Annotated in this window: 29 protein-coding genes and 1 pseudogene; 14 read left to right on the top strand and 16 right to left on the bottom strand. The window is 63.9% G+C overall.

The window, feature by feature from the left end:
- Positions 1 to 143: 143 nt before the first annotated feature.
- The 4 genes from HL666_RS20400 to HL666_RS20385 all read right to left on the bottom strand — a co-directional run bounded on the left by HL666_RS20400 (position 144) and on the right by HL666_RS20385 (position 5,035).
- Positions 144 to 2,282: a pyrroloquinoline quinone-dependent dehydrogenase gene (locus tag HL666_RS20400; RefSeq protein WP_172108274.1), complete on the bottom strand. Its 2,139-nt coding sequence runs from the start codon at positions 2,280 to 2,282 to the stop codon at positions 144 to 146.
- Positions 2,279 to 2,641 (bottom strand): hypothetical protein, encoded by a 363-nt coding sequence (locus tag HL666_RS20395; protein ID WP_172183226.1) that lies wholly within the window; start codon positions 2,639 to 2,641, stop codon positions 2,279 to 2,281. The genes HL666_RS20400 and HL666_RS20395 overlap by 4 nt, the downstream gene beginning before the upstream one ends.
- A 218-nt stretch (positions 2,642 to 2,859) precedes the next feature.
- Positions 2,860 to 3,594, bottom strand: a complete 735-nt coding sequence (locus tag HL666_RS20390) for a DUF4396 domain-containing protein (RefSeq protein WP_172108278.1) — start codon at positions 3,592 to 3,594, stop codon at positions 2,860 to 2,862.
- A gap of 133 nt (positions 3,595 to 3,727) precedes the next feature.
- Positions 3,728 to 5,035: a DUF2254 domain-containing protein gene (locus HL666_RS20385; RefSeq protein ID WP_172183224.1), complete on the bottom strand. Its 1,308-nt coding sequence runs from the start codon at positions 5,033 to 5,035 to the stop codon at positions 3,728 to 3,730.
- Positions 5,036 to 5,152: 117 nt separating this feature from the next.
- On the opposite strand from HL666_RS20385, the gene HL666_RS20380 reads away from it, so the two are divergent.
- On the top strand, positions 5,153 to 5,578 hold the full coding sequence (locus HL666_RS20380) for a hypothetical protein (protein ID WP_172183222.1): 426 nt from the start codon (positions 5,153 to 5,155) through the stop codon (positions 5,576 to 5,578).
- Between the two features lie 229 nt (positions 5,579 to 5,807).
- Here the strand turns inward: HL666_RS20380 and HL666_RS20375 are convergent, their stop codons facing one another.
- Positions 5,808 to 6,077 (bottom strand): SH3 domain-containing protein, encoded by a 270-nt coding sequence (locus HL666_RS20375; protein ID WP_172108282.1) that lies wholly within the window; start codon positions 6,075 to 6,077, stop codon positions 5,808 to 5,810.
- Between the two features lie 92 nt (positions 6,078 to 6,169).
- Positions 6,170 to 6,343, bottom strand: coding sequence for a DUF1328 domain-containing protein (locus HL666_RS20370; protein WP_172108284.1), 174 nt, complete (start codon positions 6,341 to 6,343; stop codon positions 6,170 to 6,172).
- A gap of 895 nt (positions 6,344 to 7,238) precedes the next feature.
- Between HL666_RS20370 and HL666_RS20365 the strand changes: the two genes are divergently transcribed.
- The 4 genes from HL666_RS20365 (at position 7,239) to HL666_RS34620 (ending at position 9,464) form a co-directional block, all read left to right on the top strand.
- The gene (locus HL666_RS20365; protein ID WP_172108286.1) at positions 7,239 to 7,682 is read left to right on the top strand and encodes an MgtC/SapB family protein; all 444 of its coding nucleotides are present in this window, start codon (positions 7,239 to 7,241) and stop codon (positions 7,680 to 7,682) included.
- A 225-nt stretch (positions 7,683 to 7,907) separates the two neighbouring features.
- On the top strand, positions 7,908 to 8,666 hold the full coding sequence (locus HL666_RS20360; RefSeq protein WP_172183221.1) for an SDR family oxidoreductase: 759 nt from the start codon (positions 7,908 to 7,910) through the stop codon (positions 8,664 to 8,666).
- 126 nt (positions 8,667 to 8,792) lie between these two features.
- The gene (locus tag HL666_RS34625) at positions 8,793 to 9,257 is read left to right on the top strand and encodes an RNA polymerase sigma factor (protein WP_376698606.1); all 465 of its coding nucleotides are present in this window, start codon (positions 8,793 to 8,795) and stop codon (positions 9,255 to 9,257) included.
- A gap of 39 nt (positions 9,258 to 9,296) precedes the next feature.
- On the top strand, positions 9,297 to 9,464 hold the full coding sequence (locus HL666_RS34620; protein ID WP_376698605.1) for a hypothetical protein: 168 nt from the start codon (positions 9,297 to 9,299) through the stop codon (positions 9,462 to 9,464).
- 33 nt (positions 9,465 to 9,497) lie between these two features.
- Here the strand turns inward: HL666_RS34620 and HL666_RS20350 are convergent, their stop codons facing one another.
- Both HL666_RS20350 and HL666_RS20345 read right to left on the bottom strand, forming a co-directional pair.
- Entirely contained in the window at positions 9,498 to 10,763 is a 1,266-nt protein-coding gene (locus HL666_RS20350) for a cation:proton antiporter (RefSeq protein WP_172108290.1), read from the bottom strand.
- A gap of 171 nt (positions 10,764 to 10,934) precedes the next feature.
- Positions 10,935 to 11,744 carry a Crp/Fnr family transcriptional regulator gene (locus HL666_RS20345; protein WP_172183219.1) on the bottom strand — a complete coding sequence of 270 codons (810 nt, stop codon included), beginning with the start codon at positions 11,742 to 11,744 and terminating at the stop codon, positions 10,935 to 10,937.
- Positions 11,745 to 11,873: 129 nt separating this feature from the next.
- On the opposite strand from HL666_RS20345, the gene HL666_RS20340 reads away from it, so the two are divergent.
- The 6 genes from HL666_RS20340 (at position 11,874) to HL666_RS20315 (ending at position 18,759) form a co-directional block, all read left to right on the top strand.
- The gene (locus HL666_RS20340; protein WP_246741581.1) at positions 11,874 to 13,898 is read left to right on the top strand and encodes a sensor histidine kinase; all 2,025 of its coding nucleotides are present in this window, start codon (positions 11,874 to 11,876) and stop codon (positions 13,896 to 13,898) included.
- The gene (locus HL666_RS20335; protein WP_172108294.1) at positions 13,895 to 14,554 is read left to right on the top strand and encodes a response regulator transcription factor; all 660 of its coding nucleotides are present in this window, start codon (positions 13,895 to 13,897) and stop codon (positions 14,552 to 14,554) included. Before HL666_RS20340 ends, HL666_RS20335 begins: the two co-directional genes overlap by 4 nt.
- A gap of 149 nt (positions 14,555 to 14,703) precedes the next feature.
- Positions 14,704 to 15,102, top strand: a complete 399-nt coding sequence (locus tag HL666_RS20330; protein WP_172130677.1) for a BA14K family protein — start codon at positions 14,704 to 14,706, stop codon at positions 15,100 to 15,102.
- Positions 15,103 to 15,187: 85 nt separating this feature from the next.
- Positions 15,188 to 15,793 (top strand): PRC-barrel domain-containing protein, encoded by a 606-nt coding sequence (locus HL666_RS20325; protein ID WP_172108298.1) that lies wholly within the window; start codon positions 15,188 to 15,190, stop codon positions 15,791 to 15,793.
- An 84-nt stretch (positions 15,794 to 15,877) separates the two neighbouring features.
- Positions 15,878 to 18,310, top strand: coding sequence for a membrane-bound PQQ-dependent dehydrogenase, glucose/quinate/shikimate family (locus HL666_RS20320; protein ID WP_210261985.1), 2,433 nt, complete (start codon positions 15,878 to 15,880; stop codon positions 18,308 to 18,310).
- On the top strand, positions 18,307 to 18,759 hold the full coding sequence (locus HL666_RS20315; RefSeq protein WP_172108300.1) for an SPW repeat domain-containing protein: 453 nt from the start codon (positions 18,307 to 18,309) through the stop codon (positions 18,757 to 18,759). The genes HL666_RS20320 and HL666_RS20315 overlap by 4 nt, the downstream gene beginning before the upstream one ends.
- Positions 18,760 to 18,806: 47 nt before the next feature.
- Here the strand turns inward: HL666_RS20315 and HL666_RS20310 are convergent, their stop codons facing one another.
- The 5 genes from HL666_RS20310 to HL666_RS20290 form a co-directional block, all read right to left on the bottom strand.
- The gene (locus tag HL666_RS20310; RefSeq protein ID WP_246741580.1) at positions 18,807 to 21,053 is read right to left on the bottom strand and encodes an alpha,alpha-trehalose-phosphate synthase (UDP-forming); all 2,247 of its coding nucleotides are present in this window, start codon (positions 21,051 to 21,053) and stop codon (positions 18,807 to 18,809) included.
- 44 nt (positions 21,054 to 21,097) lie between these two features.
- Positions 21,098 to 21,388 (bottom strand): DUF5985 family protein, encoded by a 291-nt coding sequence (locus tag HL666_RS20305; protein ID WP_172130673.1) that lies wholly within the window; start codon positions 21,386 to 21,388, stop codon positions 21,098 to 21,100.
- A complete protein-coding gene (locus HL666_RS20300; RefSeq protein ID WP_172108302.1) occupies positions 21,389 to 21,646 on the bottom strand; it encodes a DUF5985 family protein in 258 nt (85 codons plus the stop codon).
- Position 21,647: 1 nt separating this feature from the next.
- On the bottom strand, positions 21,648 to 22,022 hold the full coding sequence (locus HL666_RS20295; RefSeq protein ID WP_172183216.1) for a hypothetical protein: 375 nt from the start codon (positions 22,020 to 22,022) through the stop codon (positions 21,648 to 21,650).
- 252 nt (positions 22,023 to 22,274) lie between these two features.
- Entirely contained in the window at positions 22,275 to 22,760 is a 486-nt protein-coding gene (locus HL666_RS20290; RefSeq protein WP_172108306.1) for a hypothetical protein, read from the bottom strand.
- 591 nt (positions 22,761 to 23,351) lie between these two features.
- Between HL666_RS20290 and HL666_RS20285 the strand changes: the two genes are divergently transcribed.
- Together HL666_RS20285 and HL666_RS20280 are read left to right on the top strand one after the other, a co-directional pair.
- A complete protein-coding gene (locus HL666_RS20285) occupies positions 23,352 to 23,723 on the top strand; it encodes a hypothetical protein (RefSeq protein WP_172108308.1) in 372 nt (123 codons plus the stop codon).
- A gap of 158 nt (positions 23,724 to 23,881) precedes the next feature.
- A pseudogene (locus tag HL666_RS20280) lies at positions 23,882 to 24,046 on the top strand (DUF1328 domain-containing protein).
- 63 nt (positions 24,047 to 24,109) lie between these two features.
- Here the strand turns inward: HL666_RS20280 and HL666_RS20275 are convergent.
- The gene (locus HL666_RS20275) at positions 24,110 to 24,610 is read right to left on the bottom strand and encodes a GFA family protein (protein WP_246741579.1); all 501 of its coding nucleotides are present in this window, start codon (positions 24,608 to 24,610) and stop codon (positions 24,110 to 24,112) included.
- Between the two features lie 32 nt (positions 24,611 to 24,642).
- On the opposite strand from HL666_RS20275, the gene HL666_RS20270 reads away from it, so the two are divergent.
- On the top strand, positions 24,643 to 25,248 hold the full coding sequence (locus HL666_RS20270; protein WP_172183215.1) for a TetR/AcrR family transcriptional regulator: 606 nt from the start codon (positions 24,643 to 24,645) through the stop codon (positions 25,246 to 25,248).
- A 156-nt stretch (positions 25,249 to 25,404) separates the two neighbouring features.
- Here the strand turns inward: HL666_RS20270 and HL666_RS20265 are convergent, their stop codons facing one another.
- Both HL666_RS20265 and HL666_RS20260 read right to left on the bottom strand, forming a co-directional pair.
- Positions 25,405 to 25,812 (bottom strand): DUF4174 domain-containing protein, encoded by a 408-nt coding sequence (locus tag HL666_RS20265; RefSeq protein WP_172108312.1) that lies wholly within the window; start codon positions 25,810 to 25,812, stop codon positions 25,405 to 25,407.
- Positions 25,813 to 25,902: 90 nt separating this feature from the next.
- Positions 25,903 to 26,400, bottom strand: coding sequence for a nucleoside deaminase (locus HL666_RS20260; RefSeq protein WP_172130669.1), 498 nt, complete (start codon positions 26,398 to 26,400; stop codon positions 25,903 to 25,905).
- Positions 26,401 to 26,406 lie beyond the last annotated feature (6 nt).

Raw genomic sequence — 26,406 nt, 5'->3', positions numbered from 1 at the left:
AGCTCGGCATGTCCTACCTGGGATCTCGCAACACAATGATTGGCCGCCGGAACGTCGCATCGCGTCCAACGGTCTCAAGGCTCGAAAGGAGACGCTCTGATGAACACGCGATACGCCCTCGATCGTCCGGTCGGGGCACGATGCTATTTCGGCAAGGCATAGACGGCGACCTGATCGCCGACCTGGTCCTTGAGGATCGTATTTCCGCCGGCGATGAAGGCGACGTATTCGCGGCCCTTATACTCGTAGACGGCGGGATTGGCGACCGCGGGCGCCTGGACGATGTCGGACCAGAGCTCCTTGCCGTCGGCGAGCGCGTAGGCCCGGACCTTGGCGTCCATTGAGGCGCCGATGAAGATCACGCCTCCGGCCGTCACCGCGGGACCGCCGATCGTCACCGAGCCCATCGACTCCGGCATGTAGAAGCCCCACTTCTGCGAGGCACCGATCGGACGGCGCCACTTGATGTCGCCGGTGGACATGTCGATGGCGGCGATCTCGCCGAACGGCGGGGCCCAGCAGGGCATGCCGAGCCAGTTCAGCGCGTTGTCGAGCGACATGCCGTAGGGCGCGCCTTCTTGCGGATAGAAGCCCTGCTCGTTGCCCGAGCCGCCGGCAAGCTTCTCATATTCCTTCCTTGGGTACAGCTTGATGGATTGCACGACGTGCGAGAAGTTGACGATGGCAGTCTCGCCGCGCGGATCGAAGGCGACGCCGCCCCATTGCACGCCGCCGGCCGAGTCGGGATAGGCGAGCACGCCATTGTTGTTGTGCGTCGGCGGCGAGTACATGCCGGCGTAGTCGAGGCTCTTCCACAGCCGCGAGCATTGGCCGAGCCCGATTGCGTCGGCGACCCACCAGATCGGAGGCTTCTTGGATTGATCCAGCAGTGGCGCCGGCTTGGTCGGGAAGGGCTGCGTCGGCGCGTAGACTTCGCCCTGGATCGAACCGTCGCCGCCGGGCACCTTGCGCTCCTCGATCGGCCAGACGTCCTTGCCGGTGCGGCGGTCGACGACGAACAGGAAGCCCATCTTGGTCGCCTGCATCAAGGCCGGGATCTGCTGCCCGTTGACGGTGATGTCCATCAAGGTCGGCGCGGAGTTGATGTCGTAGTCCCAGATATCGTGATGCACCCATTGGCGCGACCATACGACCTCGCCGGTTTCGAGGTTGAGCGCCGTCGTCGAGGTGGCGAGCGGGATCTTCTCGGTGCGGTTGCCGCCCCAGTAGTTGGGGGAGGGGCTGGAGACCGGAAGATAGATCAGTCCCAGTCCCTCGTCGACCGACATGCCCGTCCAGACATTGGCGGTGCCGGTACGCGGCGCGATCTCGGGCGGCAGCGCGGCGAACGACCATTGCCGTTGGCCGGTCTGCGGATCGACGGAGAAGACAGTGCCCGGAGGGGCTTCGGCGTAGGCCCAGTCCTTGCCGGCCCAGCCCATGATCACGTGATTGCCGGCGACGGTCGGCGGCTGCAGTAGCGACAGCGGATATTTGTTGTTGACGTCGTTCCACTGATCGACGTTGAGCACGCCGTTGTTGGCGAAGCCGCTGCAGAGCTTGCCGGTGTCGGCGTCCATCGCGAACAGCTGCGCGTCCATGGTGCCGAGATAGACGATCTTCTGGCACGGCTGGCCGGCAACGGGGTTCGGCGACTGCCAGTAGGCGACGCCGCGGTTCTTCAGCGCAGGCTGCGTCAACGCCTTCAGCGTCGACTTGGAATCGAAGGTCCATTTGACCTTGCCGGTCCCGGGATCCAGCGCAATCACGCGATAGAACGGCGTGCCGATGTAGAGCGTGTCATTGGCGAAAATGGGCGTGGCGGACCAGACGCTGGTCGGCCGGTCGCCCGAACCGTCCGACATATCGCCGGTGTGATACTCCCAGACCTTCACCAGCGACTTGACGTTGTCGGCTGTGATCTGGGTCAGCGGAGAATATTTCTGCGCGTTGAGCTGGCCGTGGAACGTATTCCAGGTGGAATGGGCCGGCACGAGCGGGATCTGTTTCGGTGCGGGCAGGTTTCCGGACGGCTGCTGAGCGGCGGCGTCGGTGGTCGACGACGGGTTGCTGGCCGGGGCAGACGACGGGGCGACAACATTGCCGCGCGGCGGCTCCGAGCCTGGGCCCGATGGCCGATTCTGTTCCAGGCCGGGGATGCCGCCCGAGGTCGCGCCCGGACTGTTCGTGTCGTTCTGTGCGATGGCCGCCGGCAGTGCGACCACCAGCGCCAGGCCAAGCGCCGCAGCCGGGACGGCACGGAGGAGCATGAGGGCCGTCATGCGGCGGCCCTCCGGGGCTGGGAGGGGCCGGCAAGCGTCACGATCAATCCGGCGAAGACGAAGACGATCGCCGCCGCCAGCCACCACGCGTGCAGAAACCAGGCGGCGATGATCGTGCCGAGCGCGCCGAGCAGTCCAAGCACCCAGAACATCCCAAACAGCCATCCGCGCCCGCCAAACCACAGGATGAAGGCGTCGAGGACGAGGGCCACGCTCGAGCCGATGACGAGCAGCACGCCGGGTGCTCCGGTGATGCCCGTCAGAGGTGTGAAATAGTAGTAGAGTCCGAGCAGCACGCCTGCGGCAGCTGCAACGAGGACAATGATCGGACCGAGCGGGTAGCGGTGGGATGAGGTCAAGTCGACACTTCCAAGCTTCATGGCCTGCCTTTGCGGCAGCAGCGTTTCTAACGAGCAGGGAAGGAATGTTCTGTCGACGCGCTGGTTCCATCCGCCGTCGCCCGCATGGAGCGGGTCGGTACAGACCTTGTCCGCGACCGTACACGTTTTGTGGGGCTCAGCTGTCTCGGGGGGCTGTGCGAACGCCCTGCGGCTGGACGAGCCTGCCGCGAACGCCGCTACATCCTTTCCTTCAAGCCGCGAGACAGCAGCCACCAATTGGCCGGATACGACGTCGCGAACCCGAACAGCATGGCGATCTGCATCATGAACCAGAACTCGGGGCTGTCGACCTCCAATCGCACGCCGAGCTCATGCCGGAAAATATAGAAGTTGGCAAACGCCATGAAGCCGTACATGCCGACCTGCCACGAGGTGATCGAGATCGTGTCGGCCTTGACGGCTGCGATGAGCCCCTGGCCAAACGACAGGCCCCGCATCGGCGCGATCGTGAAGTACTGAAACAGGATGCCGAATCCGTAGGCGAGCAGGAAGTCGAGGATCCACACCGCGAACATCTTCTCAGAGAAGATGCTCGTCCAGCCGAAAGCGACGGCGATGGCAGGAAAACCGAACGCCAGCCACTCCGCGACGATGTCGCCGAGCGTGCATCCGCTGCCGCAGTGAAGCGAGCCGTTGGCGACCATGATGGCGAACGGAGTTTGCCGTTTGTTCAGCGGCTGCGCGTCATGGCTCTTGGCCGCTCGCATCTTCTCCCGGGTCGCAAGCCGCCCGTAGGAGAAGTACTGCCAGACGACCCAGACGCTTCCGAACAGCGCTGTTGTCGGCCACACCACGTCCATGATCCACATCTGCTGCGGATGCCGGATCACGTCGATCGTAATGACAAGGGCGCAAAGCACGCCCAGGACCAGACAGACCAGCGAAAGAATGTGCAGCCAACCGGGGACCAAGGGACGCATCCACGTGACGGTGATCAAGAGGAAGAACGAGCTTCGCGATGTCGAGGGGCTCCGCTTCTTCGCAGGCAAACGACGTCCTCGGTCCCGCGTTCCAATCGTTTTACGGGAGCCTTGCGGACGCGTGTCACGTCAGGAAGCGCCCAATTGGGCCTTTCTCGAACACCGCGGTGAAGCGGCGATGATGGTTGCGGACGGCGTCGAGATCGCTGGGATTGCGAATGCATCGCTCGGCGTCCGCGAGGACGAGATCGGCGTGCTCGCGGACGCAGTCGATCCGCTGCGGGTCGCGCTCGCAGCTCACGACCTGGATCATCACCTCGATCATGCGGATGAGCACCGGAGGCGCGTCCGCCGCGTTCTGCCGGATCATGTCGAACATGGCGGCGACCAGTTCGTGGTAGCGGAGATGCGGTACGACCAGCGCTGGTTTTCCCTCTTTGATCCAGACGCCCGTCTGCAATCGCAGCGGCTGCATCTCGCACAGGGCCGCGCCGAGCCGGTCGAGAACGGTGATCGCCGTATGCGGATCGTTGATGCCGGGCGAAAGCGCACGCACCGCGACCTCGACGAGTTGTCGAACCGCGAAGCGGAGATCGGCCGAGGTGACCTGCTGCGGGCCGAGCGCTGTCGCATTGCGGATCGCCTCTTCAATTCCATCACGAGGCATGGTTGCCATTGCAATCGGCGCACCCGGGAAAATGTAGTCTCCCGGCCGCACCAGGAGATGGATGGCGGTGTCATGCTCGCACGCCCACGTCGCCAGCCCGCGCTCGTCCAACTGGACCAGATAGCCTTGCCGCGCGTCGATGATCGGAACGGCATTCTGCCAGAAGCGCGCAGGCGGAGGTGCAGGTTGGCTGTCCTCGCGCGTGAGCGAGTGGATCATGGACTGCACGTCGTCGCTGACCAGGCCGATGACCGTGTCGACATTGATCCGTCCGGACATGTGACCCACGAAATAGACGAGAGTGGCGACGGAGAGGAAGGCGAGCACGATGCCGATCGTGGTCGCGAGGTGCGGTACGAACGCGCCTTCCGCCGGGGTGCGCACGCTCCGCAACACGATGAGCGCGTAGCAGAAGGTGGCGAGGAACACGCCGAGCGTGATCTGGTTGCCGCGATCGCGCGTGAAGTTGCGCAGTAGCCGCGGCCCCATCTGCCCGGCTGCGAGCGACAGTGCCGCGATCATGATCGAGAACACCGTGCCGGCGACGCCGATCGTGGAGGAGGCGATGGCGCCGAGAAGGGTGCGGGCGCCGGTCGCGCCGCCATTGTAGAGCCACTCGTCGCGCAGCCAGTCAGCAACGATGGTGCCGCGGTCGATCTCGATCGCCAGAAACGCGATGCCGATGCCGAGCAGGACGATCAGGGCCGGGACCAGCCAGAACGTCTCTGCGAGATCGTCGAGCATCTTGCGGAAACGCGCGGTCATGGCTCCTCATGGGTGGGCGGTCAGAAGCGGTCCGCGCCAGGCAACAACGCCTGGGCTGGCTGTGTCGGAGCAAAGGTTCCGCCGGCTGTTAATGGGTCCACTCTCGGAAGGTTCCGCATGCTGCTGGGCGAGAGCATGCTCGACGTTGCGCCGAATGAACGGGTCGCCGGCCGACCGTCGTCGAACTCCGGAAGGCCGGAGCTGGTGGACGTCGCCATCCCGAGTGCGCACGGCAATGTTCATGCGCGGCGATCGGAGTACGAGACCGCCGAGCAAGTCGGGCCATTTGAACCATCCTCCCTTGTGCCTGTTCGAGCTCCGCATCATGTCCAACCCAGGAGGATCAGACATGTCCGGACGGCACATCGCATCTTCGCTGTTGATCTTTGCTGCGCTTCAAGCGCCTGCCTTCTCTCAGGAGACCGGCAGCAGCTCTCAGTCCGCATCAACGTGGTGCCGGGGTCCTTCATCGTGAGCGCCAAGGACAGCAACAACGAGCCGGTGATGATGGCCATCGGACCGCTCTCTGACCATGTTCAGTGAGATCGGTCCACAGGGGCAGACGACCGGAAGCGCCGCCGGCGCCGGGCATTCCGGCAACATGCAGAGCTGCAGCGGTCAAGGCAGCAAGTATTCCCATCGATCATCAGGGACCGGTTCGGCGCGGATTGCAAGGTGTGATCCGCGCGCTTCGTAGCTGACGTTCTCATGGAAACGACGGACCGTGCGACGATCGTCTGCGGCCAACAGAGAACAGGGGCGATCGTGTCCATCAGCCGCGACGGTGGATCAGCCGGGTGCGGAGCAGCTTTCCGTTGATCCACCCGAGCCTTCCACGCCATTTGACCCGGCACCAGCCGTTGCTGATACAGTAACGCGCGTTGACAATCTTGCCACGTGGAACCACGGCGACAATCGCATAGCTCGTGCCCGGAGACGCACGCATCGCGGCCATGTTGAGCACTCGGGCAGGGCTGGCCTCCACCGACGAAACTGACAGGCACAGGAGCGTCGCCGCGACCGCAGTGAGAGTAGACTTCATATCATCTCCTTTTTTGCTCTTACACGTTCAATTGCCTGCCTCGTGGTCGTGCCGTTCCGCATGGCAGACAACCTTCTCGAATGTCGGCGCGGTTAGAGCAGCACCTCACCGGCGACGAAGGCCATGACAAGAAAGATCAGGAAGATCGCAATCGCCAGGAAGAATAGCCATTTCGCGATGGTCGACGCTCCTGCTGCGATGCCGCTGAAGCCAAGGAGGCCGGCAACGACCGAAATGATGAAGAAGATTAACGCCCATTTCAGCATGAGACGCTCCCAAGCCCGGCAACGGAACGAAAGATCCGGACAGCATTTCGTCTTGAAAGATAAGCCGGTCCATCGAGATGTCGCGAAGGTCGCTTCTGACGGTTGCCTGCACTGTACGTCCGCGATCAACGTCGAGCGGAGATCACGAGTTCGGCCTTGCCGTCCGATGAAACAGTATTCTTGGTACGCAGTCGGACAGAACATCGAACGGCTCAGCCGTGCCTCCGTTGGCGAGACCGATTGCTGAAGCAGACGGTTCATCATCCAGACTTAGTTGAGCGGCCGCTCTTGGCGTTCGACGAGGCCGCGGACGGCCGCCCCGGGAGGCCGCATCTGATGCATTGGCTCTCGGGCTTGTGCACCTGCTCGGGAGCGGGTGAGGACATGTGGTGGCGTTAACCCGGCCTCGTCAGCACATCAGCGAATGTGAGTGTGAACAACACGGCGACGAAGACCAGACCGGCGGCGAGCCGTATCAGTGGCTTGGAGTCGGTGAGCTCCATGAAGAAGAACATGACCAATGCGCTTTTGACACGGTAATCACGATGCCCGCTGCCGTCGTCAGCCAGCCCATGGGAACGTAGGCAATCGCCGTGCTGCCGAACAGCAGGAGCAGCAGAGCGACCCAGACGAGGCCTTTGCGACGCCGGCAACGTGCTGCCGTCGGATGCTCTCAGCCATGACGTACTCCTGCAGGCGTGCTCGCCGAACGTACTCACGAAGACGCTGTTCCAAGCGGCTGTCGATCGACGACCGCTGACGGTCCGGTGCCGTACCAGGGGCGCGGCCAGGAAGAGGCTTCGCTCGTTTTCCGTCCGGTGACGAATGGATGAACTTGCCTGCGCGTACGCCATTGCTGACCGTAGGAGAAAGCCGGCGTGTAATCGGAGGCCACATGGATCAGCTCGACGATGTTCTGCGCCTTTTGGCAGCGGCCGCGACCGGCCTGCTGATCGGGATCGATCGAGACATGCGTGGGAAGGCCGTGGGCATGCGGACGCTTGCGCTGGTCTCGCTCGGATCTGCGTTGGTGTCGATCGCCGCGATCGAGTTCAAGGATTTGCGGGATCACCCCGATGCCATTTCACGAGTGATACAGGGCGTTCTGACTGGCGTGATCAGCGGGGTCGGATTCATCGGTGCCGGCGTGATCTTGCGGGACCAGCGCGCGCAGACGGTCCGTGGACTGACCACGGCGGCGACCGTCTGGATTGCCGCCGGGCTCGGCATTGCGTGCGCCATGGGCGCCTGGCTGCTGGTGGGAGCGGCCATCACGATCACGTTGCTGGTCCTGTTCGGCATGGGCTGGCTCGAGCGCGCGACGGGGATCAAGGACTAGCTCGCGAAAGGCGGCCGAGCCGGTGCTGCATGGGACCGCGGCCGGCGAGCGTCAGCTTTGTCAGGGCTTCGTGGTCGGCAGGGGCGTGATCGCGGCGGAGGGAAACGCCTCCGTGCCCGCGGTCCTCGTCGGCCCATCGATCCGACCGATGGCATGACTCTTTTGCCATGACTCTTTTGCCATGGCTCGATCGTCTTCACTTCATCAGGAGAGTGGAGCATCATCATGAGCCTGCGGGACAAGAGTGTGATCGTCACCGGCGGAAGCCGCGGTCTGGGCCTCGGACTGGTGGAGGCCCTGGTCGATCACGGCGCCAAGGTGACCGTGGTCGCACGCGGAACCGAGGCGCTCGACGCTGTCGCCGCGCGTTTAGGCGTCGCCACGATCGCGGCCGATGTCACCGAAGAGGCCGCCGCGTGGCGCATTCTCGGTGAGATCCGCCCTGACATTCTGGTGCTGAACGCAGGCGCGAAGCCACCGATGGGCCGCCTGGATCAGCTGAGCTGGACGGATTTTTCTGTCGCCTGGGAGACGGACGTCAGGGCCGGCTTGTATTGGATGCAGGCGTCGCTCAAGCTTCCGCTCCGGCAGGGGAGCCGCGTCCTGGTCGGATCGAGCGGCGCCGCGGTGACGGGCTCGCAGATGTCGGGCGGCTACGGCGGCGCCAAGCGCATGCTCTGGTTCATGGCAAAATACGCCAATGGCGTGTCGCAAGAGGCCAAGCTCGGCATCCGTTTCCAGGCCATCGTGCCGCGCATGATGATCCTTGGTACAGGGGTGGGGGACACGGCGGCGGGCGCTTATGCCGGGTCCATGGGCATCACGCCGGAAGCCTTCGTCGCACGCTTCGGTTCGCCGATGCCGCCGCGCGCGTTTGGCGATCGCGTGATCTCGGTGCTGGAAGACCCACGCTTTGCCGACGGGCTCGTGTTCGGCCTCAATGGCGACGCCGGCGTGACGGTGATGGAAGGAGAGACGGCTTGAGCGATGGCTACCAGGCGGCGCATGAGGCGCGCAGGAGGGACGTCATGGACTTGGCCGAGCGGCTCCGGCCCGAGCTGCATCGCGATTGCGCGCCTGATGGGCTCCGTTGGCGATGGTGAGGACGTCGTGCAGGACACCCTGGCGAAAGCGCTCATCGCTTTGGACGAGATGGAGAACGTCACGATGCTGCGCGGCTGGCTGTTCCGGATCGCGCATAACCGGGCGCTGGACCTGTTGCGCGCACGTGCGATCCGCGCCGCCGAACCAATCGAGGCGGCTGATGGTGTCGTTGATGCGGCCGCGCCCGATGCCGTGGAGCTGATGATGCGCGATGACGCGATCAGGACGGCGGTATCGCGTTTCGCGGAGCTTCCGATACCCCGGCGGAGCGTTCTCATTCTGAAGGACGTGCTCGATGAGCCGCTCGCCGACATCGCGGCGCTGCTCGATCTGACTGCCGACTCGGTGAGGGCCCATCTCGTCCGCGCCCGCGCGGCTCTCGAAGATCAACGCGACGCCAGGCGCGCGGCCCGCATCGAGAGCGACGTCCGAGGCCGTGGCGCGCTATGTGAATCTGTTCAACCGGCGTGACTGGGACGGTCTGCGCGCGCTGGGCGCGAAGCCATCGCGGTGTTCGAGCGAAGCGACGATCAGCGGCCGAGCTACATGATGTGGCTCGGCTGGCGCGCCGGCAAGATCGGATTCATTCGCGATTATCGCTACGTCGGCCATGTCGTTGCCGATGCGGAGCTGGTGCTCGGCTGCACTTCTGAAACGGGGACGGGTGGGCGATCGTGACGTCGTCGAAAGAGCAGGGCAGGAACGAACCTCTCACCGCTCGGCCTTGCTCGGAAGGGACAACGTCCGCCTCGCAACGAGACCGAGCGTCGAGCCTTGAATGATGACGCTGAATACGACGACCGCGTAAGTGGCCGCGAGAATGGGCGCCTTGGCATCCGCTTCCGGAAGCGACAGCGCCAGGGCGACCGAGATGCCGCCTCGCACGCCGGCCCAGGTCAGGAACGGGATGTTGTGGGCCGAGACCAGCGTGGTCCGCGCAAGGAATAGGAGCGGAAGGCTGACGGCGGTCAGCCGGCCCAGCAGCACGATGGGGATGGCCGTCGCTGCTCCCAGCAGCGCCGGGGTGCCGAAGCGGAGCAGAAGAACCTCCAGACCGATCAGCAGGAAGAGAACGGAGTTCAGGATCTCATCGATCAGGGTCCACAGTCCGAACAGATAGCGCTGGGTCTGCTCGCTCATGGCGTATCGCGGGCCGCGGTCTCCGATCAGCAATCCGGCGGCAACCACCGCGAGCGGCGCGCTGCAATGAAGCCGCAGGGCAACCGCATAGACCGAGGTGACGAGCGCCAGCGACAGCAGAACTTCGATGGCATAGTCATCGATCGCATGCATGGCCCTGTAGGCGATGTAACCGCCCGCCAGACCCAGCAGAATTCCGCCGCCCGCTTCAAACAGCAGCAACTGGCCAATCTCGGAGGCACCGACATCTCCACTTCCCGTGGCATAGCGGAGCAGAATGGTGAACAGGACGATCCCGATGCCGTCGTTGAAAAGCGACTCGCCCTGCATCTCGATCTCCAGATCCGGAGGGACGCGGATGTTCCTGAGGGTGCTCAGAACTGCCACCGGATCGGTGGGACTGATGAGGGCGCCGAACACCAGGGACCAGGGGAGGGAGACCGGCAGGCCGATGGCCGTGCATGCGCCGTAGAAGCCCAGACCGACCACCACTGTCGAAATCCCCGTGCCGAGCAGGGCCAGCGTGACGACCGGAATGGCCCGTCGCCTGAGCTTTTCGAGATCGACGTGCAGCGAGCCGGCGAACAGCAGAAAGCCCAGCATCCCGTTCATCACCACCGAGGTGAAATCGATCTGCAGCAGCGCGTTCGTCAACGGCGCGAACAGGTGATGAGACGGCGCGGCAACATCGACCAGAACCAGAATGCCGGAGACGACGACACTCATCAACAGCAGGCCGATCGTGTGCGGCAGTGGGCTGTACTTCTGGTTCAGCCAGCCGAACAGCGCCGAGAGGGCCAGCAGGATTGCGCTCAGGTCCAGGAGGGAAAACGCCAAGTCGCTCTCACTGCTTGGGGGGCGTCATGATGCGAAGCCAGACCTGATGATCGACGCAGTCAGCCGCTCGGACCGCCGACCCTGACCGGCGAATGGGGCCGAAGGAGTGATTCGAGAAATCCGTCGCGCGCGGTTTCGTTCCTCTCACGAGTTCCAGGTGGTGACGCGACGTCACCACCGCTCGATGTGCAGGCCGGGATTGCCGAACAGGGAGTTTTCGTGAGCCGCCTGAATGACGCGGTGGCAGTTGCAGCTCAGTTCCGCCAGGCAGGGCTCGTTGATGATCGCAATGTGCTTGCGGCTGCGGCGGATGAGCCCGGCCGCCTCCATTTCGGCGAACGTGTCGGTGATGCTTGCACGCCGCACGCCGAGGGCCTGCGCGATCGAGCGATGGGTGATGCCGATCTCCGGGCTGTCCGTGCGGTCCCGGACGACCAGCAGCCATCGCGCGACGCGCTGATTTAGGCTGTGCCGCGAGTTGCAGGCCACGAGCTGGGAACTCTGAATGTGGGTCGCCTGGACGTACCGCAGCAGTATCTTTTCGACCTCGCGGTCGGTGGTCATCACGTGGATCAGCGCCTCTGCGCGGATACGCAGCGCGGTTCCCGGCATCTGCACGGTGCATGTATGTGGTGAAATACGCATGCCGAGAACCAGCGGAATACCGACGAAGTCCTTCTTGCCGAGGGTCTGGATTTCGACCTGCAGGCAGTCGCCGGCCCGGGTGCTCACGGATGCAGCGCCGGATTCGATGAAATAGGCGTACTGAATGGGAACTCCGCGATCCTGAAGACGCATTCTGGCGGCAAGATCGACGCTCTCGCAGCGTTCGAGCAGGTTCTGGCGGGAGCGATGCGAAAGCCTGCTCAGCAGCGCATTGCAGGTCTCCTGCGGATCGGGGCAGAGCAGGCCGTTGCGGTTGATGCTCCGCGGCGGTCCCACGGCCCACGCGCGATCGTCTATCGTCTCGGATTTCAGCATGTCGACCGTCCTCACCATCGCCATTTGACTATTGATGGTGAGTGCTGGAGGCTGATCCCAGTCGGGCTGACGGTGAGGCTCCGTCAGGAAAAACCTGACTCCGAGAGAACCTGGTTTTTGAGGGATAGGTTGACCAGTCAGAAAGCGAGTGCCGCCCGGCGATCCCTGGTGCTCCTGGTCATGGCCGCCGCAATTCCGCTGATCCTGTTTGCGGGCTGGGTGGTCTTCCTGAATGCCCGCCAGGCCCGAACCGATTCGCGCCTCGCTGCGCTCGAGACGCTCAACCGCGTTGTCGGCCGTCTCTCCTCCGAGCTGGGCCTTCAGGTCGAAATTGCGGAGACACTCGCGACATCTGCGAGCCTGGATGCGCCGGATCTGGACTCGTTCTACATCGAGGCGCTCCGCATCAAACAGGCAAGGCCGCTCTGGGAGACGATCGAGCTCGTCGATCCCAGAGGCAATCAGGTGCTCAATCTGCTGCGGCCCATCGGGGCTGACCTCGGAGCCACTGCGGACCGCGAGAACTTCGAGCGGATATTGACGACCCGCAAGGCAGCCATTGGCGGCATCGGGCCGATCGGCCCCATTTCCGGCAAACGGCTGGTCGCGCTGAGGGCGCCGGTCGAACGGCACGGTGAACTGAAATTCGTGCTGACGGTCGCTCTGGTGCCGGATGCGGTCAGCCAGATTCTAAAGGGGGCCGGTGCTCCACCGGGATGGGTCGGCGTCGTCGTCGACGCAAAGGGCAACATCGTCGCACGGACGATCGGCGAGCCTTTCGAGCTTGGGCGTCCGGCCGGCGCTGCCGTCAGGCGGGCGATTTCAGAGGGCTCGGAAGGAAACTACACGGGGGCGACTCCGGACGGCGTCCGCGTCGATTCGATTTTCAAGGAGCTGCCGGGCACCAGCGGCTGGTCGGTGCATCTCGGAATCCCGACGGATCAGCTTGATGCCCCGGTTCGCCGCTCGGCCATCGTTCTTGCCAGTGGAGGTGCCGTCAGCTTGACGCTGGGCATGGCGCTCGTGTGGTTCACCGCCCGCGATATCTCGCAGCGGCGTTTGGAGCAGGAGGCCCAGGCGGCGCTGGCGCTGAAGGCCAGTGAAGAGCGCCGACGCATCATGGTCGATGCCGCGGACCTCGGCGTCTTCAGTCTGACCGTGTCGACGGGTGAGGTCATTGCCTCCGGGCGAGCCCTCCAGATGCTGCAGCTGAGCGACGAGGCCGGCCATGAGGACCTCACTCTCGCACTCGATCGCGTCGTCGACGCCATCGAGCCCGCCGACCGCGCTGCGGTCAGGAACGCTCTGCTGCATTGTCGCGGAGATCAGGCCGTCACGGTGGACTTCAGGACGGCGTCGCCACAAGCGCGCTGGCTGCGTGTCAACGGCCGCTGCTCGCATCGGCCTGATACAGGAGGAGAGGTCGTGGTCGCCGTTCTCGTCGACATCGATGATAGCAAGCGTGCAGAGCTCGACCGGCAGCGTCTGCTGAGACGCCTTGGCAAGGCGGAGGAGGATGAGCGCAAGCGCCTGTCGCGGGAATTGCACGATCAGATCGGCCAGACGGTGACCGGCCTGCTGCTTGGCCTCAAGAACGTCGAGCAGGCGATTGCACAACTCCCCGGGCAGGAAGGGCAGCTCGACAGCCTGCACGCGTTGCAGGCGCTTGCGAGCGACATCGGGCGTGACATCCACCAGATTGCTGCGGATCTCCGTCCGACCGCACTGGACGATCTCGGATTGTACAAGGCGGTGGAGGCGTTCTGTTCGGAATGGTCTCGACGATTCGGCGTGAGCACGGACGTCCAGACGTTGGGACGGACGGGCAGGCTTCCGCCCGAGGTCGAGAGCGCGATCTATCGCGCCATCCAGGAGGCCCTGACCAATGTGGCAAAGCACGCGGAGGCGCGGCATGTCAGCGTCGTGCTGGACCGGCGCGAAGAAGAGCTCCGTGTCATTGTCGAAGACGATGGCGAGGGATTTGATTCCAATCGCCGCGCCAGTCCCGACGGCGGGAGCCAAAGGCTTGGGCTTTCGTTCATCGAAGAACGAATGTCTCTCCTGGGAGGGACGCTCGCCATCGAAACAGAGCCCCGGCACGGAACGACGCTCTTCATGACCGTCCCGGTCACCAACGGGAGTGTGAGTTCTTGATACCGATCCGGATCACGCTCGCGGATGATCATCCTCTCGTGCTTGCGGGGATGAAGGCGCTGCTCGAGCGCGTCGGTGACATGGAGGTGGTCGGCGAGGCCACCGATGCCGAGACCGCGCTCGAAGTCATCGCACGAGAGACACCGGATATCGCGGTTCTGGACATCTCGCTTCCCGTCATCGGCGGCATCGCGCTGGCGCACAGGATTGCGGACAAGGTGCCGTCGGTGCGGATGCTCGCGCTCACGGTCCACGAGGATCGCGCCTATGTTGAACCGATGATGCAGGCCGGCGTGCGTGGATATCTACTCAAGCGCTCCGCGGCCGAAGATCTGGTGCGCGCCATCAGGGCCATTGCCGAGGGCGGCGTCTATCTAGATCCCGCCGTCGCGGAGAAGGTGCTGCCGGCCGCACGGGTCGACGAGTCGACTCCGGGCAAGGCGTCGCAACACGAGCTGACGCCGCGCGAGACCGAAGTGCTGCGCTTCATCGCGCAGGGCTTCAGCAACAAGGAAATTGCCGGCCGCCTGGACGTGAGCGTGAAGACCATCGAGACGCACAAATCGAGGGCGGTCGAAAAGCTCGGCCTGTCCACCAGAGCCGACATCGTGCGTTTTGGCGTTTCGCAAGGATGGCTCGGCGATCTCGCCAAATAGGCTGATGATCGCGACAGATTGCCGCTGACGGCATGGTGGCGCGTATCTCTCGTCGCTACTCCATCACTGGTACGCAACGGTACACTTCGGGAGAACTCGGGCGGCTGGCTCGGATTGGTCCTTCGCACATCGAAACGAAGGAAAACTCCATGCCAATCAGAAGCGCAGTTCCAGTTGCAGCCGTTGCATTCGTGGCGATCCTCTCGGGCGCCGACACGGCATCCGCGGCGACCGTGATATCCCCCAAGGCGCCGATCGCAGCCGGAAGCAGCGTCAACGGGATGAACGTGGTCGAGGCGGGCTGGCGTGGCGGCGGCTGGCGCTACGGGCATCGGGGATATGGCGGGCATCACCGGTATGGACGCGGTTACGGCTGGGGACCGGCGATCGGCGGTCTGGCAGCAGGCGCGGTGATCGGCGGAGCGATCGCCAACAGCCGTGCGCAGGCGGCAGAGACCGACGCCTATTGTTCCCAGCGCTTCAGGTCCTACGACCCGAGCTCCGGCACCTATCTCGGCTACGACGGACAGCGCCACCCCTGTCCGTAAGCCGCGGCGCGATGTGAGGAGGGGTCTTCCTCATCACGTCGGCGGTCGCTCGAGATCGAACACTTACTTCAAGAAGGTGAATTCCATGCGAAATCTAACGACAGCGCTCGCGCTGACAGCCCTGGCATCGACGGCAGCGTTTGCCGAGTCGGCATCGCAGGCACCGGCCGCAAACCAGAGCGGACGCCAGGATATCGTCGCCAACCTCCAGCAGTCCGGCTTTACGAATGTGCGGGTGATCTCCGCCCCGACCGTCATCCAGGCGAAGGACCGGTCGGGCAATCCGATCATGGTGTTCGTCGGAGCGAATGCGATGGACGAACCCGCGACGGTCGGGGCGAACACCGGCGCATCGGCGGGCTCCGGCTCGGATGCAGCGCCCGGCGGCGCCTTTACATCCGTGCCGGCCAAGGACGGGCTCGGATCGCGGGTGATCGGCCTCGACGTGTTCAACATGGCCAAGCAGAACATCGGCACCATCAAGGATATCGCCTTCAATGAGAATGGTGTCGACGGCTACATTCTGTCGGTCGGCGGTTTTCTCGGAATCGGCGATCAGTACGTGGCCGTGCGTCCGTCGGCGATCAAGATCAAATATGATCAGAACGATAGGCGATGGCATGCCTCGATGGATACGACGGCAGAGCAGCTGAAGGCCGCCCCGTCGTTCAAGTACCCGAGCAACATGTGAGCGACGACGATCCGGAGCGGCGTGCGTGCCGCTCCGGCTGGGCCGCAGCAGCTGCTTTTCAATCGATAGACAGCGAGAACGAGCATGTCGCGTAGCAAGTCGGCAGCTGACTGGATGGCGCTCCTCCTGGGCATCGTGATGATCGTCATCGGGATCGTCCTGGGCATCGGCGGCGCCTGGCTCATCGCCCTTGGCGGCTCGTTCTACTATCTTCCCTCCGGCATTGCCCTGATCCTGTCCGGCTATTTGCTGGCGCGCCGCCGTGCCGAGGGGGCGTGGCTGTACTCGTTGCTGTTTCTCGTCACGGTCGTCTGGGCGTGGTGGGAGGTCGGTGCGGACGGATGGGCATTGGTGCCCAGGACGGTCGGTCCTGCCGTGTTGCTCGTCTGTGTCATCCTCCTGGCGCCGACCTTGCGTGCCTACCGCCATGCGTTCGAGCTCCCGGCGACGGTCGCAGTGGGCATGCTGATGCTGGTGGCGACGGGCTATCTGATGTTCGTGTCCTCCAATGCAGCGGCTGCCGTATCGGTACCGGGGATGGCGGCCGGCTCCGCCATGAGCGATCCCTCGCTGCTCAAGTCTGGCGCGGACTGGCCCGCCTATGGCGGCAGCTATAGCGCACGACGCTATTCGCCGCTTGACCAGATCAACCGCAAGAACGTGGCCCAATTGACCAAGGCATGGGTGTTCCACACCGGTGATCTTCCATCCCATGAAACACGAAACACGTATGGTGCCGAAACGACTCCGTTGAAGATCGGCAATCTGCTCTATGTCTGCACGCCCAAGAACATTCTGATCGCCGTCGAGGCGTCGACCGGAAAGCAGCGCTGGCGCTACGACCCTCGCGTCCCTGACGCGTTCATCCCCTATACGGCCGCCTGCCGCGGTGTCGCGTACTTCGCTGTGCCGGATGCTGATCCCGCGCAGCTTTGCGCGACCCGGGTGTTCGAAGGAACGCTGGATGGACGTCTCGTCGCGGTCGATGCCGAATCCGGCAAACCTTGCTTGTCGTTCGGCTACGGAGGTCAGGTCGACACGGCGACGGGGATCGGGCGGCATGATCCCGGCATGTACTCGATCACGTCGCCGCCGACCATCGTTCGCGGCGTCGTCGCGGTCGGACATCAGATCCTCGATGGACAGAAGCGCGATGCTCCCTCAGGCGTCATCCAGGGCTACGATGCGGTTTCCGGCAAGCTGCGCTGGGCCTGGGACATGGCGAGGCCGGATGGAGCTGCGCCCCCGGCTCTCGGCGAGACCTATAGCCGCGGCACGCCGAATATGTGGACGACCGCGTCCGGCGACGAGCAACTCGGGCTGGTCTATCTCCCGCTCGGCGTCTCGGCGGTCGATTATTGGAGCGGCAGCCGCTCGGAGGTCGAAAAACAATTTGCCACGTCCCTCGTGGCCATCGATGTCACGTCAGGCAAGCCGGCATGGCACTTCCAGACCGTTCACAATGACGTCTGGGACTACGATCTGGGCTCTCAGGCCACGCTGGCCGACTTCCCGGACAAGACGGGCCAGTCTGTTCCCGCCCTCGTTCTGCCCAGCAAGCGAGGAGACATCTTCGTGCTGGACCGCCGGACCGGTGAGCCGCTCGTCGGCGTGGAGGAGCGCCCCGTGCCACAAGGCGGCGTCGAGCCGAAAGAGCGTGCAAAGACGCAGCCGTTTTCGACCTATCACACGCTTCGGCGGCCCGATCTCACCGAACGCGACATGTGGGGCATTTCCCCCATTGATCAGCTGGTGTGCCGCATTCAGTTCAGGCGCGCTGACTATCAGGGGATGTTCACTCCGCCGAGCGCCACACGGCACTGGATCGAATACCCCGGCTACAACGGCGGCTCGGATTGGGGAGGTGTCGCGCTCGATCCGGTCCGCGGCATCCTTGTTGCCAACTACAACGACATGCCGAACTACAACAGGCTGGTTCCGCGCGACGAGGCCAATCGAAGAGGCTGGGCTCCGCGGGAGCAGGCGCGCGGGACGATCGGTGGTCCGGAAGGAGCCGGAGATCCGCAGCAGGGAGCACCGTACGCCATCAACGTCAACGCCGGCTGGCGTCTGCCTTTCACGGGCATGCTCTGCAAGCAGCCACCTTACGGCGGCATCCGCGCCATCGATCTGAAGTCCGGCAAGACGTTGTGGGACCGCCCCTTGGGCCAGGCCCGGACCAACGGGCCGTTCGGCATCCCGTCGATGCTGCCCATCCGCATTGGAACGCCCAACAATGGCGGCTCGGTCGTGACAGCAGGAGGACTGGTGTTCATTGCGGCCGCGACCGACAACCTGATCCGCGCGATCGATATCAGGACCGGAAAGACGGTCTGGAGCGACACTCTTCCGGCGGGCGGCCAGGCGACGCCAATGACCTACGAGGCCGACGGCCGTCAGTATCTCGTCATCATGGCGGGTGGCCACCATTTCATGGAGACCCCGATCGGTGATGCTGTCGTCGCATATGCCTTGCCGCAAGGTCCTGCGGCAACGACCCGGAGGGAAGCTCAATGACGGTTGAAAGCAACGCGTGGCGTACCCACAGAGCCGGCGTCCATGCACCAGCTCTGAAGCGCTTTGATAACATGTCGTTCAGGAGAACGGCGAGGGCGGCGTTCTTCAACGGGGGCTGGTGCGACGTCGCGAATTTGGTTGTCGGGGCCTTCCTGTTCTCGTCGCCCTGGGTCCTCGGCTTCGGCGGTCCGGTCACAAACACCGCAACTCAGACGGCCGGTGTGCTGGGGGCTCTCATCGGTGTCACCAGCGTGGCGGCCTTGGCGGCGTTCGAAGCGTGGGAGGAATACATTCTCGTCCTGGCGTCGGCTCTGGCCATTCTGTCGCCGGCCTTTATCGATCTGCCTGGATCGGCGGCCGTCACGGTGGGGCTGAGCGGCGTGGCGACACTGGCCCTGGCGATGTTGCGGCTTTGGCTGCTGCGTCGGACGGCATCGGCCTCGTGCTGAGCGCGGCATGTCATTCAGGCCGCGCCGAATTGCCAGATGAGACCGATCTAGGCCGACCGTCGCTGTGAGTCCGGCTCGGCCGAGCCGATACGCTGACGTTGGCGAATGTGGGATGCGTCGAGCAGCATTTGCGCCGCCCAGCGATAGACATTGCGCTCCCTGATGAGCTCCCGCATCAGCCGCATGCGGTTGCGCTGTTCGGGCGAGGGCATCTGCAACGCAGTCTGCAGCGCGTCTGCCATGCCGTGCGTGTCGTAGGGGTTGACGAGCAAGGCCTCGGACAATTCGCGGGAGGCTCCGGCGAAGGTCGAGAGGATCAGCACGCCCTGTTCGTCGTCACGCGCGGCGACGAATTCCTTCGCCACCAGATTCATGCCGTCATGCAAGCTCGATACGACACACATGTCGGCGGCCCTGAACAGCTCGAAGACTTCATCGGGCTCGTGGTGACGAATGACCAGACGGATCGGCGCAAAATCGCGCGTTCCATGTTTCGCATTGATCCAGTTGACGAGTGTCTCGGCTTCCTCCTGCAAGGCGCTGTACGCGCCGAGCTTGCTCCGTGTCGGCGCCGCAGCCTGGATGAACACAAACCGGCCGCTCCATTCGGGATGGCGGGTCAGCAGATCGTCCACAGCCTTGAGCCGGTCGAGAATGCCTTTCGTATAGTCGAAACGCTCGATACCCACGGCGATCCGCACGTCGGATGACAGGCCGAACTGCCGTTGCACGGATGCGCGACAGGAAGCCACCGGAGCCTGGTTCGCCAGCGCCGCTGGCGGCCATTCGATGGAGATCGGATATGGCCTCACCAGCACCTCGTGGCCGCGATAGGTGACGGACATGTGCTCCCGGTCGACGCGGCTTTCCATGAACCGGTCGGCGGCCTCGAGGAAGTTGTTGCAGTGAAGCTGCGTATGAAAGCCCAGGATCGTGCTGCCCAACAGGCCCTCGATGATGGCGTTTCGCCAAGGGCATATGCTGAATGTTTCCGCATTCGGCCACGGAATGTGCCAGAACGTGATGATTGTCGCCTTCGGCAGCCGGTCACGGATCATGCGCGGCAGCAGCGCGAAGTGATAGTCCTGCACCAGAACGATCGGATCGTCGCGTGTGGCCTCCTGGACGACCGTCTCGGCGAAGCGCTCGTTGACTTTGCAATATTGCAGCCAATCCGCCTCCCGGAATGTCGGACGAACGAATGCGATGTGGCAGAGCGGCCAGAGGCCTTCATTGGCGAGACCATAGTAGTAGCCCGTCTGTTCCTCCTCGCTCAGCCAGACCCGGCGAAGCGTATAGGCCGGATCAACAGGAGGAACCTGCAGGCGGTCGTGCCGGTCGACCGTGTCGCGGTCGGCGGAGCCGGAGCCATGCGCGATCCAGACGCCGCCGCAAGCCCGCATGATCGGCTCGAGCGCGGCGACGAGGCCGCTTGCGGGGTTTTGCAGAACGATGCCCTCGCTCGAACGATTGTGGATGTAGGGCTCACGGTTGGAGACGACCATCACCTGCGAGTCCGGCAATCGCTCCACCAGCAGCCGATGCAGTGTCTGGGGCGACCAGTCGACGTTGATGTCGCTGCCGAAGCGGCGCTCGGCGCGGAGCTCGGCCAGCGTGGCGTGCACGGCACGCCCGATCGGCGAGCCGCTGAACGGAGACGCTGCCTCGGCGCCGGCGGACGTGCCTTGCAGAATGCCTCGAATGGATCGCGCCCAGGAGCGTGTCAGAGCGGACACCACCGCAAAGGCGAACAGGCCGAGTCCGGCTGCGATTCCGCCGAGGGCAAGTCCGGCGTAGACGCGCGCCTCGGCCGCCCGCTCGTCGACATAGGCAAGATCGTGAATGACCAGGAGATCTCCGGCGGCCTGCGGAGCGTTGACGGGAAAAATTCCAACACTGACGCGGCGGCCTGAGCTGGTCGTGTCAAAGGTGCGGCGCTTGTCCCGGTCGACGGCTTGGCAGGTGATGGAGCGCGGAAAGTCTTTTGTCGCGTAGCGCAGTTCACCTTCCGGCGTGCAGAACCCGAGCGCCAGAATGCGTTCGTCCTCGGTAATGCGTTCGAACAGAGCGCCAATGTCGGCCTGCTGCGGGGAGTCGGCGGCCGCGATGATCCGATCCCGCACCGAGCGAAACACCAGCCGCGAACGGAGGTCCACATCCTGTCGCGACCAGCTCTCGATCAGGACCGAGGCCAGAATGACGAGTCCGGCCACGACGATCGCGACGGCCACGGCGGTCAAAGCGAGATATCTCGCCGCCGGGCGGCGCATGAACTGACCTGCGGACCGGATCATTCTTCCTCCCGGAAGCACTGTGCGGCGGGATATGTGGCCATCTCCTAGTCTGGATTTCGGGGATCTTGCGCCTTGCGGCTTGCGTTCTTCTGTATGATCGCGGTCAGGATGAGGCCGAAGGTGACCAGCCGAGAGACGTAGTACATCGGCTCCGTCGTATCGGAGACGGCGACCGCCGCAAGCAGGAACCGAGATCCCGCGTCGACTGTGAACGCGGCCGAGAACAGCAGGAAGAAGCGGTCACCGGTCCTGCTCCAGAACTTGAGGAAGAACAGGGCGGCGACGAGAGAGCAGGCGGCAACGCTGCCGCCGAGCGCTTGGCCAAGATGTGTCATCTACTCCGATTCCCAAACGAGGCCGTAGATCAGGATCAACATCGCGATCAGCGCGATCGCGTTGCGAACGGACGAAAGATCTGCTTCGGGCAGGATGATCTTATCGATCCAAAGTGCGATGTTGTTCAACGTCAGCCCGAGGAACGAGATCGCGCTCCAGAGCAGAAGGCGCGACCTGAAGCGAACATAGGCGCGCGCAAGCAGGCCCGTGCACAAGCCGCTCGTCAGCGCGCAGAGGGTGTAGATGACGGCAGCCATGCTAGCGGTCCCTGCGCAGCTTGAAGGCATCCGAGAATGCATTGATGTTGCGTCGCTTCCCGTGGATGAGATTCGTGATCGGGATGAGCTGATGTCGATAGGCCTCGGCGAGTTCCTCGACGAGCGCGGCTCGCTCCGGAGACGCGTCGAATTGGTAGTGCCCGTCAGCTTCGCTCAGAAAGCCATCACGATGTAGTGCGGCCAGCGCGATGACGATTTCGCGTTCAGTGGCATAGAGGCGTTTTGCCATCTCCGCGGCCGCCCAACGTTCCCGTGGCTGAGCATGGAGAAACAGCAATGCTTCCATTTGAGCAACAGTGTGAATGTGATCCAGGATGAAGTCCTGAATTGACTTGGCTAGTGGCTGTTTGGGCATGAAGCGACGAGATCTGGTTTGCCCGCACCTTGGTGGAAATCGGCGAGCGGATCAAGCAGCCTCACATGTGCTCGAGGCGGCAGTGTGGTTCCACCATTGTGCCCTCAGCCTGATGCGCTGTCGCGCGTTGGAGTTGGTACGCGGCCGTACCAACTCCCGGCGGGGTATCTCTGGCGCCGTCACACCGCCGCGCATGAGCGGAGCCGGACGGTGCGAGGCGCTTGATGCGAGGGCAAGTTCCCGTTCGGATGCTCACCAGCGATGGCGCGTGCGAATGACGCCGTGATGGTGATGCCGCCACCGCCCCGGCTGCCAGCCATCGCTGTGCCGCCAGTGATGGCGCATCGTGTAGCCCCAGGGCGCAGGGGCGTAGCCGTAGGCTGTATAGAAACCAGGGCCCGTGCCCCACCCATATCCGCCCCAGTAGGGCGTATACGCGTAGCGAGGATAATAGCCGGCCGGGCCGTACGCGTATCCAGTGCCATAATAGGCCGGATAAGGATCATAGTAATAGGGCGTGGCAAGCGCGGAGCCGATGAGCGCTCCTGCGATGAGGCCGGCTCCAATTCCCCAACCGCCACGCCAGCGGACTTCGGTCATCTCGCCTAGACGACCAGACGGGTGGGCGGTGGGCTTGACGGCTGCGGACAGTGGAGTCAGCGGGGCGGCGTAGGTGCCGGCGACGGGGCTGATTGCCATCACCGTGGAAAAGGATAGTGCGAAGCCGAGACTGCGCATCTTTCGCTCCTTGTCATCATCGTGCATTGAGTCGAGACCGGCGTCCCAAGCCGCTCCGATGAAGGTCCTTGGCGCCGATCGTTCTTCAACAATCCAGCACTGATTTGGAAGCGATTGCACACTGGTTGTTGGTACGCGTCCGTACTTGCCCGCAGATCCGAAAAATGAAAGCGGCGTGCGTCGACTCTGCGTCGTCCCGTGTTGCGTTATCAACGCGATCGCGCATCGGGCCTGCTTGAGAAGAGGATAGTCATGTCGCAGAGAGTCGTGTCCATGTTTGCGGTCGGCGCGACCACACTATCGATGCAACTAGTGTTCGCTGTTCGGCATTCTGGAGCTGGCGCTGGCCACGCCTGTCGCGGCTGTGCTGCTCGCCCTGGGAACGCGCCTCTATCTCGCCGACTTTCTCGATTGCGAGCCGCGATCGCGCGGATGTTGACGGACGATCTATGTCCGATCGTGACGCGGGTGGCTCATGGAGGCGCTGTCGAGTGGTACGGCGGCGCACCGACCGGCTCGAACAAAAGAGAACCATCAGGCTTTCGCTCCGTTCAACATCGGCTTAGTGCAACCTCACAGAGGAGACATCCAATGTCCATCAGACTCGTCGGATCATCGTTGCTGGTGCTTGCGGCCCTTCAGGCTCCGGCTTTCGCGCAGGGAACAAGCGCCGGCTCGCAACCGAGCAGCCAGGGCGCACAGGCGTCGAACCAGGCTCAGCCCCTGCCGCAGCAGATCAAGCAGAAACTGCAGAAGCAGGGCTTCACCGACATCAAGGTCGTGCCCGGCTCGTTCCTGGTCAGCGCGAAGGACAGCAACAATGATCCGGTCACGATGGTGATCGGGCCGCACTCCCTGACCATGTTCACAGAGATCGACAACCAGGCCCAGACCACGGGCAGCGCGGCCGGCGCCAGTCACGACGGTTCAGGCAGCAGCTCGAAGGCCAATAGCAGCAAGTAGCACTGCAGACCGCCTGCGCCAGTCACCACGGCGTGCCAGACGGCGTTGCCGCGGCGCCGTGGGACGGCGCGGCAGCGCCTGGAAGGCTCGGCGCCGGGGCAGCGGTCGTCTACTCGTCCTACGTTCCTGCATGCAAGCGCGGTTGCTCCGGGGGCTCCATGCTGAAATGGGCGCTCATCTTCTGCGTCATCTCGGTCATCGCCGGCTTTCTCGGATTCAGCGGTATCGCTGCCTGATCCGCCCGGATTGCCAAATGGCTGTTCTTCGTGGCCCTGGTGATCTTCGTGATCTTTATCGCCTTGGCGTTCGTGGCCGGGAAGTGATCTTCTGATCCCGGGAGGGATTGCCGCAAGCCTTGTCGTCGCGAAACGCTCCCCGCCGGGGCCTCACATCCCCGGCGGCATCTTCTCGAATGCCGGAAGTCCGCCAAACGGCGCATCCCAGCTTGGCGCCCGCATCGTCCAGACGTGCATCTGCGGCTTGAATACCTCGAGATCGTCCAAGCTCGATGCGCGGAGAAACAGCAGGCCGGGCAGTGCGGGATTTGTCGAGAACACCGGCGCCCCGCATTCCGGGCAGAACGCGCGCGTGACGGGATTGCCGCTGTCGGACGACCGCACATAGGCTTTCGTCACCCCCGTCATGGTGACTGCATCCGCCGAAACTGCCAGATGTGAAGAATGTCCCGTGCCGCTGCTGCGGCGGCAATCCTCGCAATGGCAGTGGCCCGCCATCATCGGCGTGGCGGTGCAGTTATAGCGGACGGCGCCGCAGAGGCAGCCTCCGGAAAATGTTGTCGTCAAGGCTTGACCTCCCGTTCGAGGTTCGATTGGTGGACGCCCACAAATGCCTTCCCGCAGAATATGTTCAAGAACATATTCTGCCATGGTGCTAATGCTGCGACGGGAGACGTCTCACCTTGCCCTATCGACCGGAACACAAGGCGGAAACACGCGCGCGCATCGTCGAGAATGCGCGCCTGCTCTTCAACCGGCATGGCTACGACAACGTGACCATCGACATGGTGATGGAGGCCGCGTCGCTGACCCGCGGAGGGTTCTACAGTCACTTTCGAAACAAGCAGGAGCTATTTGCCGCAGCAGTCTCCAGCTTCCTGATGGGGCGCGGCGCGCGCTGGCGCGCCGAGGCTGGGGTCAATTCTGTCGATCCGGCGCTGGAGGACGCCGCAAACATGCTGCGCAGTTATCTTTCACCGGCGCACCTCGATGATCTCGAGGGCCAATGCCCGATGATCGCATTGCCGTCGGATGTCGCGAGGGCGGAGCCACAGGTTCAAACGGCCTACCAGGATCTGCTGCAGGCCATGATCGGGCTCTATGAGCGGTCCATGCCCGAGGCGCGCGAGGACCGTCGGACCACAGCCCGGGCACTGGCCGCGTTGAGTGTCGGCGGGATGGTTCTCGCCCGGACGATCCCCGACGTGGCGCTGGCGGCCGAGGTCCGCGAGGCCGCGTTCAAGAAGGCAATCGCCATGCTGTCGCTCAACCCGGAGATCGTCCCTTGAAGGCATCGAGCGTATCGAGTGGGAATAAGTAGGATCATCCGATCCTTCTGCACGTCCGTCGGGCGGGACGTTGACGGTGCACAAGACACAAGACACCGAGGCTCTGGCGCTGCAGCTCGCTTGGCTCGATGCAACGGCGCCGCCGCGCGGCGTGTTTCATCGCGGCCTGTCGCGCCGCATCTCGTCCTGCCGCATCGGCATCGCATCGACGCGCTTGAACAGCGCGTCGGCCGAAACAGGCGTATCCGATGCGAATGCCGTGTGGCCGTCCTTGCCGATTAGATACACCTTGAACCGGCGGCCTTCGGCCCCGAGCGCCGCGCGAAGCTCGCGAGAGGCGGCGCTCTCGTCAACGGCGTCGAGCAGCACGATCGCGCGCTCGGACATGCCGGCTCTGGCGGCGTCGTAGATCCGGCGCTGCTGCTGTGCTGCGGCGTCGTCGGGGCCGGTCACGATCAGAAGGCGGTTCTTCCATTTGTATCGGTCGAGCGGGGAGGCGTCACTCAGGTGCGGCATGGCGATGAGTCCCAGCAGGATCGCGGTCGTGAGCAGATGCCGTCGCATGGTCGGGCCTCCTGATGGCTCTCGCTGAACGGCGGCGGGCTGGATCTGTGGTCGTGCCGCCTGCATCGGCTGCGGAGAACGCGGCCCGCTCTAGCGATTGCCCTGGTCCTCGATCGGAACGTCGTCCCAGGGGCGATAATACAGCTTGCTGCAGGCCTCGCGCAGGACGCCGCCTTCGATTGTGATGTCGTCGCGATAGGCGTTCGCGACGAATTTGAGCGTGTCGACATGGCGCGCCTCGAAATACATCTGGTGCACGTCGTCGCGGCCGGCGCCGAACACGATGCGGCCGACCTTGCTCCAGATCGAGGCCATCGTGCACATGCCGCACGGCTGCAGCGTGGTGTAGAGCGTGGCGCCGCGCAGCTCGCCGTCGTCGAAGCCGCGGCCGGCGGCGCGGATCGCCTCGATCTCGGCATGCGCCGTGGCGTCATGCTTGGCGGCGACGTGGTTGCGCTCGGCGGCGATGATGTCGGAGCCCAGCACGATCACGCATCCGATCGGCGACAGCGAGGGATCGGCGCCATCCTGCGTGGCGACCTTGATCGCCTCCTGCATGAAATGCTCGTCGGTTTTCAGGTTCGGCACGATCGG

Source organism: Bradyrhizobium aeschynomenes (assembly GCF_013178945.1).
GTDB classification, from domain to species: Bacteria; Pseudomonadota; Alphaproteobacteria; order Rhizobiales; family Xanthobacteraceae; genus Bradyrhizobium; species Bradyrhizobium aeschynomenes.
This window is presented reverse-complemented; position numbering and strand designations above follow the sequence as displayed.

Coding starts and splice junctions, on each gene's coding strand:
- HL666_RS20400 (WP_172108274.1), bottom strand. CDS start 2,282: ATGACGGCCCTCATGCTCCTCCGTGCCGTCCCGGCTGCGGCGCTTGGC.
- HL666_RS20385 (WP_172183224.1), bottom strand. CDS start 5,035: ATGACCGCGCGTTTCCGCAAGATGCTCGACGATCTCGCAGAGACGTTC.
- HL666_RS20380 (WP_172183222.1), top strand. CDS start 5,153: ATGCTGCTGGGCGAGAGCATGCTCGACGTTGCGCCGAATGAACGGGTC.
- HL666_RS20375 (WP_172108282.1), bottom strand. CDS start 6,077: ATGAAGTCTACTCTCACTGCGGTCGCGGCGACGCTCCTGTGCCTGTCA.
- HL666_RS20370 (WP_172108284.1), bottom strand. CDS start 6,343: ATGCTGAAATGGGCGTTAATCTTCTTCATCATTTCGGTCGTTGCCGGC.
- HL666_RS20365 (WP_172108286.1), top strand. CDS start 7,239: ATGGATCAGCTCGACGATGTTCTGCGCCTTTTGGCAGCGGCCGCGACC.
- HL666_RS20360 (WP_172183221.1), top strand. CDS start 7,908: ATGAGCCTGCGGGACAAGAGTGTGATCGTCACCGGCGGAAGCCGCGGT.
- HL666_RS20345 (WP_172183219.1), bottom strand. CDS start 11,744: ATGCTGAAATCCGAGACGATAGACGATCGCGCGTGGGCCGTGGGACCG.
- HL666_RS20330 (WP_172130677.1), top strand. CDS start 14,704: ATGCCAATCAGAAGCGCAGTTCCAGTTGCAGCCGTTGCATTCGTGGCG.
- HL666_RS20325 (WP_172108298.1), top strand. CDS start 15,188: ATGCGAAATCTAACGACAGCGCTCGCGCTGACAGCCCTGGCATCGACG.
- HL666_RS20320 (WP_210261985.1), top strand. CDS start 15,878: ATGTCGCGTAGCAAGTCGGCAGCTGACTGGATGGCGCTCCTCCTGGGC.
- HL666_RS20315 (WP_172108300.1), top strand. CDS start 18,307: ATGACGGTTGAAAGCAACGCGTGGCGTACCCACAGAGCCGGCGTCCAT.
- HL666_RS20310 (WP_246741580.1), bottom strand. CDS start 21,053: ATGATCCGGTCCGCAGGTCAGTTCATGCGCCGCCCGGCGGCGAGATAT.
- HL666_RS20305 (WP_172130673.1), bottom strand. CDS start 21,388: ATGACACATCTTGGCCAAGCGCTCGGCGGCAGCGTTGCCGCCTGCTCT.
- HL666_RS20300 (WP_172108302.1), bottom strand. CDS start 21,646: ATGGCTGCCGTCATCTACACCCTCTGCGCGCTGACGAGCGGCTTGTGC.
- HL666_RS20295 (WP_172183216.1), bottom strand. CDS start 22,022: ATGCCCAAACAGCCACTAGCCAAGTCAATTCAGGACTTCATCCTGGAT.
- HL666_RS20290 (WP_172108306.1), bottom strand. CDS start 22,760: ATGCGCAGTCTCGGCTTCGCACTATCCTTTTCCACGGTGATGGCAATC.
- HL666_RS20285 (WP_172108308.1), top strand. CDS start 23,352: ATGTCCATCAGACTCGTCGGATCATCGTTGCTGGTGCTTGCGGCCCTT.
- HL666_RS20275 (WP_246741579.1), bottom strand. CDS start 24,610: ATGGCAGAATATGTTCTTGAACATATTCTGCGGGAAGGCATTTGTGGG.
- HL666_RS20265 (WP_172108312.1), bottom strand. CDS start 25,812: ATGCGACGGCATCTGCTCACGACCGCGATCCTGCTGGGACTCATCGCC.